We start from the raw sequence: 12,325 nt of genomic DNA, 5'->3' as shown, positions 1-12,325 counted from the left end.
CGTGGTTCGGCCGCGCGTTCGCGAGCTGCGAGTCAGGCGCAACCCGACTGTTGCCGACAGGACGATCATGAGAATTCTCCTCGTTGAAGACGACCTGCAGATTGGTCAAAGTCTGCTGCGCGCCCTCAAAGACGCCGACTATAGCGTCGACTGGGTGAGGGACGGCGTCGCTGGGCGCGACGCGATGGCCAATGCCGAATACACCGTCGTGCTGCTCGATCTGGGCTTGCCCGGCTTGAGCGGCATCGAGTTGCTGAAGTCGTCGCGCGCGGCGGGCAACGCGGTCCCGGTGCTGATCCTGACCGCACGCGACGATCTCGATTCGCGCGTACAGGGCCTCGATGTCGGCGCCGACGACTACCTGCTCAAACCTTTCGATGTCCCCGAACTGCTCGCCCGCATCCGCGCCGTACTACGGCGCAAAGCGGGCTACGCATCGTCGCGTCTCGGCGACGAATCGCTCAGCCTCGATCTCGACAAGCGCACGCTGACCTGCAACGGCGCAACGACCGTGCTGTCCGCACGCGAATTTGCGCTGATGCTCGCGTTTCTCGAACGCCCCGGCACGATCCTGTCGCGCGAACAGCTCGAAGACCGTTTGTACGGCTGGGGCAAAGAGGTGGAAAGCAACGCGGTGGACGTGCTGATTCATTCGGTGCGCAAGAAATTCGGCCTCTCGGTGATTCGCAATGTGCGCGGACTCGGCTGGACCGTCATGCTCGGCGAAGCCGGCAAGGGACCGACGTCATGACGCGCCTGCGGGCTCTCGTCGGAACGGGTTCACTGGCCGCGCTGGCCGCGCTGTTCAGCGCCACGCAGCCCGCGCCCGTCGAAGCGAAAACCGTCCACTACGCGAACGAGCAGGCCTGCCCTGTCGTTGCCGATCGTCCGGACCACAAGCCGTCGATTCGCGAGCAGATCGCGCATACGGTGAACGGCGACATCGCGTACTTCCGTTTCGGCCGCGGCACGCCGATCGTGCTGCAAACCGGTTTTCGCGCGACGCTCGCCGAATGGGACACGGCCTTTCTGACCGATCTCGCCAAACGCCACGAAGTGATCGTCTTCGACAACCGCGGTATCGGCCGCTCGGAGCCGGCGGCGTCGAGCTTCACGGCGCGGGACATGACGCTCGACGCGGCCGCGCTGATCGACACACTGCGGCTCTCCGACGTCACCTTCGTCGGCTGGTCGATGGGCGGCGCAATTGCCCAGCAACTCGCGCTCGATGCGCCGCTCGCCGTGCGGCGCATCGTCCTCATGAGCGCGCCCGCGCCGGGATCGCTCGGCGTGCCGGTACCGCCCGACGTCGAAGCCACCCTGTCCGGCAATGCGGGCACGACCTTCATGGATGTCATGCGGGTCCTGTTTCCGACCAACGCAGTGGACGCCGCGCAGCGCTGCTTCCGTCAGAATATGTTCCAGCCGGCCGGCTATCGGTCGCCCGCCATTTCGGCGACGGTGACCGAAGGCCAGTCGGCGCTCCTGCACGACTGGTCCAGCGACGAGGCCGCGGTAGCAGCGCTGAAAAACGTGCGCCTCGCCACCCTGATCCTGACGGGCGCCGACGATCAGGTCTTGCCGAAGCAGAACTCGGAAGCGCTCGCCGGGCAGATTCCGCACGCGCAACTGCTCGTGGTGCGCTCGGCGGGCCACGCGATGATGTATCAGTATCCACACGCGCTGGCCACCGCGATCAACACATTCATTGCAACATCGCGACCGCCCGGCGGCGCCGAATAAATCCCTAGCCTCGGCCAGCGCGCTCGTTCAGATGGCCGACGCGCTCAACGCGTCGCCATTTCGGCCGAGGCCTGCATTTCGGCGCGAGCTTCCTGCATCAAGGCAATCGCCCGGCCTGCGTGGCCGCCCATGTCGTAGCCGTTGGCGCGCTGCGCGGCGCGCATCCGCCCGATGGCCTGCTGCGCGTTGAAGTCCGCCGCTTCGATGTTCGGATGACGGCTCATGTAGTAGCCGTAGGTGTAGCCATCGTCGGCGACGGCGCAGCCGGATACGAGTGAAAGCGCCAGCGCGGTAGCGGCGACCAAAGCCAGTTGACGTTGCTTCATGACCGATGATCCTCTTGATCTTTAATCGTTAATTTGATGTTGGTTCGGGGTACTGCCGTTTCGAACCGGCGCCTCAACGGCGCCAGTAGCCATAGCCGTAACCCCAGCCGCCGTAATAGCGCGGATACTGCGGATGCCCGTAGTACCCGATCACGACCGGCGCCGTATACACCGGAGGCGGTGGCGGCGGTGCGTAGTAGACCGGCGGCGGCACGTAAGCGGGCACCACCGGAAACACGGGCCCGCCTACTCCAACCCCGACACCGACGAAGACATGCGCCTGGGCGCAGCTCACCAGGCCGGCGCCGAGCGCCGCGGCGACTATTAGATGGCGAATGACTTTCATGTTCTGTTCCCCTTGTCGATCGGTGCGAGTCGGTTGGCTGCATCGAATGACTGCATTGTGGTCACGCAGAATGAGGGGGAAATTAGCCGCGTGCCAGTCCGGAATTCGCGCAGGGCCAAGGTGTGATTCGCCGCTTTCGAGCGCTCATTTCCGGCTCATTCTTCGCGCCTAAGCTTCATTCCATCGACGGGCAACGCCGGCTCCCGCAGCCGGATCGAAGCACTCGTCGCAACACGGACTGGAGAAAATCATGTTCACCGAACTTGCGAAGAAACTGAGCGCCTTGCTGATCACCACCGAAGACCATGAACGCGAAGCCTATCTGGCGTCGTCGGTCGATCTGGTCGATCTGGAACACCGCATTAACGTTGCCGAAACGCATGCGGATCCGGTCCGCTGGTATGGAGCCAGCACGCCGCATGAAGGGAGGATGTGAAGCACGTCTTGCCGCCCACGCTTTAACGCGTGCTTCACTCAAACGTGTCCACGAGGTGCGGACCGGCTGGCTCACCCTTAAGCCATCGCGTCCGCCTAGCCGAACAACAGCGGCTGGCCGGTACTCCATGCACGTTCAAACGTTCGTCCACACGACCACGTAAGATTTTCCATCGGAAAGATTTCGCCCTCACCGCCCCGTTTGACCAGCACATCTTCTCGCTGGAAAAATCTACCGGACCCGCTCGTCGAAGGTGCCCATTCTCGGCAATGCGAAACAACAGACGCGCACACCGCATCAGTTTTCTCTAGAGTTGAAGGGTCGACCATCTAACACGCCAGTCGACTTTGTCGCGCTGACTGTCCAACGCGAGTTTCAATCAAAGGGAAAATCAAATGAGAACTTCTGTTCACCACGAAGTGAAGACCTATTCCGACGGGCAACGCGGGGTTCGTCAACTTCAAACGGGCGCCTTAAAACTTAAACACACCATCCCCCCGGACGAGATCCGGGATAACCTGCCGGCCGGTCAAGGCGGCGTCGGGTTTCTATTTCACGCTACCGACTGGGAAACACTTTCGTTTTCATTTCACAATGTGAAGCAACGAAATGCGTCATTCGAAGAAGAGCTTTGGAACACCAAGCCTTTCATTGCCTCACCGATCTATTCCGGCTCCCAGATCATCGGCGCCAATATTGCCTGTCCGGTGCCGCTGGAAATGTGGCTCGGCAGCCCGCGCGGCATCAAGCGATTCCGCGAGACGCAGTTTTTCCCGGCCCTGGAGCTGGCAAGACAGGCCGGCCTGAACATGGTGGCAATGGGCGCCTCCACGCCTTACGCGTGCAACTACGGGGCACTGCCGCGCGATACCAAACCGCCGCATATCACCACGGGCCACGCCGCCACCGCCGCGATGCTGAAAGACTGGGCCATGCATTGCTGCAATGAGCTCGACCTCGAATTCGGCAAGACCAGGCTTGCTCTATTCGGCGCGGCCGGCCGGCTCGGCACGACCGTGGCCAAATACGCGCTCTATAAAGATGCACCGCGCGAGCTTGTTCTGATCGATCTGCCGGACAAGGTGAACCTGCTCACGGAGCAAGCCAGGGAGTTGATGGCATCGGACCTGCTCGGTAAAACGCGGGTCTCCGTGCACACCTTCAGCCCGAACACGCCGTTGCCGGACTTCGACGGCGCGATTCTGGCGAGCAGCACCAGCGTGCCCTACCTCACCGCGGCCGATCTCAAGCGCGCGCAGTTCTGGATCGACGACTCCCATCCGCGGGCGGCAAGCGTCGAGGCTGAACTCGCATCACGCGGTCATACGCTATATATTGAGTGCTTCGCCCGTGGCCCTGCCGGACTCGACACCGCGTTCCCGTTCCGGCTGCCGACCACGCGCGATTGCTATACCTGTTTCGCCGAAGGCTACTCCGCCTGGCAGGAAGGCATTGCGTCCGACTTCATCATCGGCAGCCCGCCCGTGTGGTCCGTCTCGTACACGCACAGCCTGCTAAAGAAGTACGGCTTCACGGTCGGCCCTTTCCACGGGAAAGACGGTTCGCCGATCGAGCTGGCGGACGCGCAACTTCGCGGCAAGCAAGAATTGATGGGGTCGTAGAACGTCACTGGAGGCCTGATGTTAATGCCGCGCGAGAGCATGCGGGACGTGCTGGAACGAAGCCGGTTTGCAATACGATGGGGCGGCGCACTCGGCCTCCTGTGCCACCCCATCTACTACGTAGTCTGGACCTATGTCCTGCCGCAGCCTTACGACAATCTCGCCCTTCGGCTGAGCGCGGCGTTCGTTTGCATTCCATTGATTTTCCAGGCACGCTGGCCAAAGCGGTTCAATCATTACCTGCTGATCTACTGGCATTGCTGCCTGATCTACGTCCTGCCATTCGTTTGCACATTTCTCACGATCAGAAATTCATTCTCCACCATGTGGATGATGACCGAGGTCATGATGATCTTCATCATGGCGCTGTGCATCGACAATCCGCTTTTGCTGATGGGTTGCATCGGCATTGGCGTTTTTTCCGGGGCGCTTGCCGCAGTGATCAGTTCGCCGGTGCCGATCGTCGTGACCGCGGCCGATCAGTCGAATCTCGCCTTGCTGCCGGTCGTCGTCCTGTGCAGCATGGCGTTCAGCCATGCGATCAGCAAAGGACGCATCTTCGTCGAAAAGAACCGCGCGTTGCAGGCTCTCGCCGGTTCGATCGCGCATGAAATGCGCAATCCTCTCAGCCAGTTGCGCTACGTGCTGGATCGCGTGGAAGAAGCCCTGCCCGCGACGATGGGACCCAACCGCCCGCTCGCACTCACATACGACAAACACGACCGGCACGACAGGAACGAGAGCGCCGCGGTGCTGTATCGTCATCTCGCCCAAGGGCAGTTGTCGATCGAGCGCGGCCTGCGCATCATTGCCATGACGCTGGACGAGGTCAGCGCCAAACCGATTCGCCCGGACTACCTCACCTATCTGAGCGCGACGGGCACCACGCGTAAGGCGCTGGAAGAATACGGCTTCGGCGACGAAAAGGAACGCAGCAAGGTCAGGCTGGTGGTGCGGGAAGACTTTACCTTCAAGGTCGACGAAACCGTCTATCTGTTCACGCTGTTCAATCTGATCAAGAACGCGCTGCATCACATCGCCACACACCCGGCGGCCACGCTCACACTGACGATCGAACAGCAGTCGGTCATGGTTCGCGACACGGGGCCCGGCATTGCGCCCGAGATGGTGTCGCATCTGTTCGAGCCCTTCCGTACCGCGGGCACTTCGGGCGGCACGGGACTTGGACTCGCCTACTGCCAGCGCGCGATGCGCGCCTTCGGCGGCAGCATCACTTGCCGCTCGGAAGTCGGCAAGTTCACGGAATTCACGCTGCAATTTCCCGTCGTGCCGAAGAGCGAGATCGTTGAACACGAGCAGCGGATTTTTGAACGCGCCACGCCGGTGTTCAAAGACCGGCGCATTCTCGTCGTGGACGACGACGCCGCTCAGCGCGCGCGCGCCTGTCGTGCATTGTCGAAAGTGGGCGCGCACGTGAGCGAAGCGGAGAACGGCGCGCTTGCGTTGACCATGCTCCGCGACGCGGCCCCGTATGACCTCGTGTTGATGGACATCAACATGCCGGTTCTTGACGGCTACACGACCGCCGAGAGAATTCGCGCCGGTCACGACCATCCAGGCTGGAATGTCCTGATTGCCGCCTATACCGCCGAGCCCGGGAGCGTGGTGCGCGTGCTCGCCCGGCGCGCCGGCATGGACGGAATCATCAGCAAATCCTGCAGCGTGATCGAATTGATCACCACGCTGCAGGCGCTCCTCGAAAACGGCAACCGCCACCATCTGAGCCAGAAGTCCGACACGTTCTCCGGCAAATCGATCCTCGTCGCGGACGACGACACCTACAGCCGGCTGGTGGCCAAAGCCTATCTGGAGCGATGCGGCGCGAGCGTCGTGGAGGCCGAGCACGGGCAGGCCGTGCTTGCGCATCTGCAGGCGGACGGTGTGATCGACGCTATCGTCATGGACATGAATATGCCGGGCATGGGCGGCCTGGAAACGACCGCGTCGATTCGCGCGCGCGCCGACTCGTATGCCACCGTGCCGATCATCGCGCTCACCAGCCAATCGGATATCAAGGCCGTGCAGACCTGTCTCGCCGTGGGCATGAACGAAGTCATGATCAAACCGGTGCAAGCCGGTTCGCTATACGCGTGCCTTGCTCGGCAGTTTGCCCAGCAACGCGGCTCGAGCGTGCCGGCAGAAGCCGAACTATCGCCGACGCCGGCCGGCAAACTGCCCATCGTGACGGAGAGCGAACTGCTCGACGAGAAGCATCTTGAAGAGCTTGCATCGCTCGATCTGCTCGACGAATCGTTCCTCAAAGGCATCGAGCAGATTCGCCAGCTGGTGACGCGGCTTGCGAGCAGCGTCGCGGCCGGCGACCTCGAATCGACACACGGCGCGTTGCATGTCCTGCTTGGCGTGAGCGGCAATATCGGCGCTAGGGCGCTGCATCAGTTCGCGCGGCAAATCTATCCGCGCGTGGTGGAAGGCCAATGGCCGGTGGAAGCCGAATGGCTTGCGCGCATCGGCATCCTGAGCGAACGCTCGACCGATGCGTTGCAGACGTATTTCGTTACGGCGAGAGCAAGCCACGAACAGCGGGATTTTTGAGCGATTAGGGGTGGTCCACGTTGCAATGCAGTCCATCTAGTTCATCTCAAAGCCGCCTGACTAGCGGACGGCTCCTCATCATCAGCGCTGTGCATGCGGCTATTGAAACCCGGAAAGCCCATAGTCACCGTAGTCCCCGCGCCGACCGTGGATTCGATCCGCAGGCATCCACCGAACGACTGCATGATGCGGTTGCAAAAGATCATCCCCATGCCGTGCCCGCCGGCGCCCGCGTACGTGGTGACCGGATCCTGCAGCAGACGCGCCTTGACCTCCGGCGCGATCCCCGGGCCATTGTCGCGGATGCGGATCTCGGGCTCAGGGAATGCCACCACTTCGAGCCGCAACACGGGCGCGCTGCCGCCGTCGAGCGCGCGCAGCGCATTGGACAACAGCGAAGACAGCACGAGCGCCACGCAATTGGGCATCGCGTGGACGACGAAATCCTCTTCCACGTCGACCTTCACCCAGTCGCGCTGTGACGCGACAAACGGATAGGTGTCGAGCAGCGTGGCGATCAGGCGCGTCGCCCTGACCGCGCGGGTGCCGCCGCCCGAGGCGGACTTCTGGCCGCCGCTTTTGTGCACGGTCGCCCAGAACGACGAGATCAGCGTCAGGCAATACTGCGCGTTGTTCAACATGGACTTCGCCGCGAGGCCGATCTCCCGCTGGCGCTCGGGATCGTATTGCTCGGCCACGTCGTTCTCGACGGAGCGCGCGAACAGCGAGATCGTGGCCAGCGGCGTGTTCAGTTCGTGAGCGAGGAAGGCGAGCGTCTCGTCCATGGCGAGCAGCCGCTGCTGACGCGTTTCCCGTTCGGTGTAACGCGCGGTGGCGAGGTGCAGCACCTCGCGCACCATGTCCGTTCGCAGCGGCTTTTCGATGATGCGGAACACGTCGCCGGTATTGACCGTTTGCAGCAGCATGTCCTTGTCGGCATAGGCGGTCACGAGAATGCGCACGATTTGCGGATACTCGTGCGCCACCTCGCGCAGCAGATCGTCGCCGTCGCGGCCGGGCATGCGAAAGTCGGTCACCAGCACGGCAATCTCGGAGGCGTGCCTGGCGAGCACCGTTATTGCCTCGTCGGCGCTTTGTGCGACATACACTTTGTAATCGGCGCTCATCGCGCGCGCGAAGTGATTGCGCGACATCTCGTCGTCGTCGACGAAGAGAATGGAAAACGGCGGCTGCATAGGGTCACTCATCGCATTCCCAGGCGGATGGCGGCGGCTCGACATTGAACGAAGCCCGCGTTGCGGATGATAAAAATGGCTTGCCGCGCGGCAAGCACTGGATCGTTTTGGCGTTTGGAAGTATAGGGTATCGCGTCTCTCGAAAAATGGGGAATCACCGCACAGCCTTATCCAATATGCATGAGATCAAACCAGCCCGGTTCGCCGCGTGCAGCGGCACGGTGCTTGCGAGCGGACAAAGCCGGACTGATCCGCTGTCGCCTGCGCCGCGGGATCGCACAGCATGAACGCCCGACACTTCCACTAGGGAAAGCGGTGTCATGGAACTGACCAACGATGGCGATGCAGGCCGGGCCGGGCGCGTGCGCAGACGGCGGCAGTCCCGCGTGCTGTCGCGATACGCCGGGCGGCCGATCCGGCTGATCTGGCGTTACGTGGCGCGCCGCAAGCTGGCGCACGCCGTTGTGCTGGCCAGCGTCGTGGCCGCCGTCGGCTGCGCGCTGGGGTCGCAATACGGGATCCGCAATCTGGTCGACGCGTTGCCGGGCGGCCGCGCGCATCCGCAACACGTGATTCATGCGTTTGCCGTACTGGTCGCGCTGATCGTCGCCGACAATCTGTTCTGGCGCATCGCCGGCTGGGTCTCGGCGCGCGCGTTCGTGGCCGTGACGGGCGACATCCGGCGCGAGATGTTCGACTATCTCACGGTGCACGCCCCCACCTTCTTCTCCGACAAGCAGCCCGGCGTACTGTCCAGCCGGATCTCGGCGACGGCCAACGCGGTGTACGTGATCGAAAACACGGTCGCGTGGACGGCCTTGCCGCCGTGTCTGACCGTGATCGGGGCCATCGTCATGGTCGGCGCGGTCAGCGTTCCCATGAGCCTCACGCTGGTCGGCATTTCGGCCGGACTGGCTTTCTGCCTGTTCCTGCTGGCCCGCAAAGGCACCTCCCGGCACGAGGCGTTCGCCGCGCAGGCTGCCTCGGTCGACGGCGAACTGGTGGACGTGATCGGCAATATGGGGCTGGTCCGCGCGTTCTGCGCGCTGGTGCTCGAGCGGCGCCGCTTCGACACCCTGCTCGCCGCCGAAGGCGATGCCCGCAAGCGCAGCCTGCTTTACCTCGAGAAGCTGCGCCTGTTGCACGCCTTCGCCATCTGCATTCTGTCGGCTGGCGTGCTGGGGTGGACCGTCTGGCTGTGGAGCGTCGGGCGCGCGACGACCGGCGACGTCGTTCTGGTCGGCTCGCTCGGTTTCTCGATCCTGCACGGTTCGCGCGACATTGCCGTGGCGTTCGTCGATCTGACGCAGTATGTCGCCCGGCTCGGCGAAGCCTCGCAGACACTGCTGATCCCGCACGCCATGCCGGAGCCGACCAAAGCGACGCCGCTCGAAGTCCGGCAAGCCACCGTCGACTTCGAAACCGTGACGTTCGCTTATCCGGGCCGCCGCCCGGTGTTGACCGGTCTGAACCTGCATATCGGCGCGGGCGAGCGCGTCGGTCTGATCGGGCCTTCGGGCGCGGGGAAATCGACCATCCTCGCGCTCCTTCAACACTTCTACGAGCCGGACTCCGGCTGCGTGCGCATTTCAGGCCAGAATATCGCGCATGTCACGCTGCAGAGCTTGCAAGGCGCCATCTCGGTCGTGCCGCAGGACGCGTCGCTGTTTCACCGTTCGCTGCTGGACAACATCCGCTACGGTTGCCCCGACGCTACCGAGGCCGACGTGCGCCGCGCGTGCGAGGACGCCTACTGCCTCGATTTCATCAACGCGATGCCCGAAGGGCTCAACACCATCGCGGGCGATCGCGGCGCCAAGCTTTCCGGCGGACAACGGCAGCGCATCGCGATCGCCCGGGCCATTCTGAAAGACTCGCCCATCCTGCTGCTCGACGAAGCGACCTCCGCGCTCGACACGGCATCGGAGATCGCCATTCAGGCCGCGCTCGAACGGCTCATGCAGCACCGCACCGTGGTCGCGATCGCGCACCGGCTGTCGACCTTGCAGTCGTTCGACCGGATCGTGGTGCTCAACCGCGGCCGCGTCGTTCAGCAAGGCACGCCGGCCGAGCTGGCCGCCGTGCCGGGCATCTATCGCGACACGCTGGCGCGGCAGATCAGACGCACGCCCGCACCGCGCCCCGATCTGATGTGAGCGAGACGCCGGCGACGGCGCAAGCTCTTTCCTTCATGCGCCACCACCCTCGCCAAACAGACGGCGCACGAGTTCACGGCCGCGGTTCGTCAGCCGCAGCGTCGACGTGCCGCTCACTATCACGCCCTCCTCGCGCCGGTCTATTTCGATCAGCTCGTATCGGCTCAGCGCGAGCACATCGGAATCGATGGCCTCCGCACGCCGACCCGTGTCGGCGAGACGCAGCAGTGTCGCGAGTTCATGATGGCTCAGCATCGGTCACCTCGTCGGTTGAGACTGGACAATGCCGTCATGCTAGTTCGCGAGCCCGACATTCAGGCTACGGTTCTGTTGCGCCTAGTTACGCGGTTACACGTCGGCAGCAAGCGTATGCCGCTCTTGTTCCCCCGTCACGGCCCGCGTCGTTGCTACTTTTTTCCGCATGACCGCGCTCGCGCCTGGGCGGACGGCACGGCGCCACGCCCGCCCGGTCGTAACAAATCGAAACGCCCGTCAAGGCACGGTCGTGAGAATTAGCTCCACACTCGGATAGACTCTGGTCGTGATTGTCTGGATTCCTGTCGCCGGCAACGGCGATGCCCCATCCTGGGAGTTCTTATGACGCTCTTCGACAGCAATTGGCCGGGCCGTCCATCGACGCCGTTCGCCGGATGCCACGGGTCCGGCGGGAGACCGTCATGAGCGAAGCGCCGGCAATCCAGGTCAAGCATCCGCGGCGCGGCCGCATCGTGCTCGCAATCGTGGTGCTGGCGCTGATCGCGCTGGCGGCGTTTCATGTGCTGCGCTCGAAGCCGGCCAAGCCCGCCGTGGCGCCCCAGGTCGTGACGGTCGCCGCCGCCACCACGGGACCGATGCCGGAGACGCTCAGCGAACTGGGCACCGTGACGCCCGTCGCCACCGTCACCGTACTGCCGCAACTGAGCGGCTACCTGACCGCCGTCGGCTATCGCGAAGGCCAGGACGTGCAGAAAGGCCAGTTCCTCGCGCAGATCGACCCGCGCCAGTACGAAATCAGCAAGCGGCAAGCGGAGGCGCAACTCGCCAAGGACAAGGCGGCGCTCGCCCAGGCGCGTGCCGATCTCGCGCGCTATACGCAACTGAACGAGCATAAGTCGATCGCCGAGCAGACCTACGCGGACCAGAAGTTTCTCGTCCAGCAGGATGAGGCGGCCATCAAGGCCGACGAAGCCAACATCGCCCAATTCGATCTCGACCTGATCTACTGCCACATCACCGCGCCGGTATCGGGCCGGGTCGGGCTGCGTCTCGTCGACCCGGGCAACTACGTGACGGCGTCGAGTCAACCCGGCATCGCGGTCATCACGACGATGAAGCCGACCACCGTCCAGTTCACGGTTCCGCAAACCGCGCTCGATAAGGTGCTGCAGCGCGTCAACGCCGGCGCGCAATTGCCGGTCACGGTGTTCAGCAGCGACAACTCGCGGCAGATCGCGACCGGCACGCTGTACGCGATCAACAACCAGATGGCGACCGCGACCGGCACCGTCACGCTGCGCGCGACCGTCCCCAACGACGACGAGGCGCTCTTTCCCAACGAGTTCGTCAACGTCAGGTTGCTGGTCGACACGCTGCAAAACGCGGTGCTGGTGCCGACGCCCGCGGTGCAGAGCGGCGCGCCCGGCGATTACGTGTATCTGGTCAACGCCGACAATACGGTATCGGTGCGCAAGGTCACGCTGGGGCCGGGCGACGGCCGGCATACGGTGATCACGGCGGGGCTCGCCGCGGGCAACGTGGTCGTCACCGACGGCATGGATCGCTTGAGCGACGGCGTGAAGATCAAGGCGTCGGCGGCGCGGCCGGCTGCAGGTGCTGCGGCTGCTTCGGGTGCAACGCCGGCGGCGCCGTCCGGGTCCGCGTCCGCGGCTAACGCGGCATCCACAGCCTCATAGCACGCCGCCCTGT

Annotated in this window: 11 protein-coding genes; 7 read left to right on the top strand and 4 right to left on the bottom strand. The window is 63.7% G+C overall.

Translation table 11 applies throughout. The annotated features are described in order from the left end of the window. Positions 1–67: 67 nt before the first annotated feature. Positions 68–751, top strand: a complete 684-nt coding sequence (locus ACFSNN_RS08575; RefSeq protein WP_134465363.1) for a response regulator transcription factor — start codon at positions 68–70, stop codon at positions 749–751. Further along, positions 748–1,743 carry an alpha/beta fold hydrolase gene (locus ACFSNN_RS08570; protein WP_134465364.1) on the top strand — a complete coding sequence of 332 codons (996 nt, stop codon included), beginning with the start codon at positions 748–750 and terminating at the stop codon, positions 1,741–1,743. The genes ACFSNN_RS08575 and ACFSNN_RS08570 overlap by 4 nt, the downstream gene beginning before the upstream one ends. 44 nt (positions 1,744–1,787) lie before the next feature. On the opposite strand, the gene ACFSNN_RS08565 is transcribed toward ACFSNN_RS08570, so the two are convergent. Continuing rightward, positions 1,788–2,069 (bottom strand): hypothetical protein, encoded by a 282-nt coding sequence (locus ACFSNN_RS08565; protein ID WP_134465365.1) that lies wholly within the window; start codon positions 2,067–2,069, stop codon positions 1,788–1,790. Positions 2,070–2,142: 73 nt separating this feature from the next. Next, complete coding sequence (locus tag ACFSNN_RS08560) at positions 2,143–2,415, bottom strand: hypothetical protein (RefSeq protein WP_134465366.1); 273 nt, start codon at positions 2,413–2,415, stop codon at positions 2,143–2,145. 250 nt (positions 2,416–2,665) lie between these two features. On the opposite strand from ACFSNN_RS08560, the gene ACFSNN_RS08555 reads away from it, so the two are divergent. The 3 genes from ACFSNN_RS08555 to ACFSNN_RS08545 all read left to right on the top strand — a co-directional run bounded on the left by ACFSNN_RS08555 (position 2,666) and on the right by ACFSNN_RS08545 (position 7,047). Then, on the top strand, positions 2,666–2,851 hold the full coding sequence (locus ACFSNN_RS08555; protein ID WP_244323023.1) for a DUF3563 family protein: 186 nt from the start codon (positions 2,666–2,668) through the stop codon (positions 2,849–2,851). Positions 2,852–3,246: 395 nt separating this feature from the next. Continuing rightward, complete coding sequence (locus ACFSNN_RS08550; RefSeq protein WP_377689951.1) at positions 3,247–4,473, top strand: hypothetical protein; 1,227 nt, start codon at positions 3,247–3,249, stop codon at positions 4,471–4,473. A gap of 18 nt (positions 4,474–4,491) precedes the next feature. Next, positions 4,492–7,047 (top strand): ATP-binding response regulator, encoded by a 2,556-nt coding sequence (locus ACFSNN_RS08545; RefSeq protein WP_134465369.1) that lies wholly within the window; start codon positions 4,492–4,494, stop codon positions 7,045–7,047. 41 nt (positions 7,048–7,088) lie between these two features. Here the strand turns inward: ACFSNN_RS08545 and ACFSNN_RS08540 are convergent, their stop codons facing one another. Further along, complete coding sequence (locus tag ACFSNN_RS08540; RefSeq protein ID WP_134465370.1) at positions 7,089–8,255, bottom strand: hybrid sensor histidine kinase/response regulator; 1,167 nt, start codon at positions 8,253–8,255, stop codon at positions 7,089–7,091. 308 nt (positions 8,256–8,563) lie between these two features. On the opposite strand from ACFSNN_RS08540, the gene ACFSNN_RS08535 reads away from it, so the two are divergent. Then, positions 8,564–10,399 (top strand): ABC transporter ATP-binding protein, encoded by a 1,836-nt coding sequence (locus ACFSNN_RS08535; RefSeq protein ID WP_134465371.1) that lies wholly within the window; start codon positions 8,564–8,566, stop codon positions 10,397–10,399. Positions 10,400–10,432: 33 nt separating this feature from the next. Here ACFSNN_RS08535 and ACFSNN_RS08530 read toward each other — a convergent pair whose 3' ends face one another. Beyond that, positions 10,433–10,654 (bottom strand): hypothetical protein, encoded by a 222-nt coding sequence (locus tag ACFSNN_RS08530; protein WP_134465372.1) that lies wholly within the window; start codon positions 10,652–10,654, stop codon positions 10,433–10,435. Positions 10,655–11,076: 422 nt separating this feature from the next. Here ACFSNN_RS08530 and ACFSNN_RS08525 point away from each other — a divergent pair, with 422 nt between their 5' ends. Further along, positions 11,077–12,312 (top strand): efflux RND transporter periplasmic adaptor subunit, encoded by a 1,236-nt coding sequence (locus ACFSNN_RS08525; protein ID WP_134465373.1) that lies wholly within the window; start codon positions 11,077–11,079, stop codon positions 12,310–12,312. The last annotated feature ends 13 nt before the right edge of the window (positions 12,313–12,325 follow it).

Origin of the sequence: Paraburkholderia dipogonis (genome assembly GCF_042680985.1) — a bacterium.
Lineage (GTDB): Bacteria > Pseudomonadota > Gammaproteobacteria > Burkholderiales > Burkholderiaceae > Paraburkholderia > Paraburkholderia phytofirmans.
The sequence above is the reverse complement of the archived record's forward strand: the minus strand, read 5'-3'. Positions and strand labels throughout refer to the sequence as shown.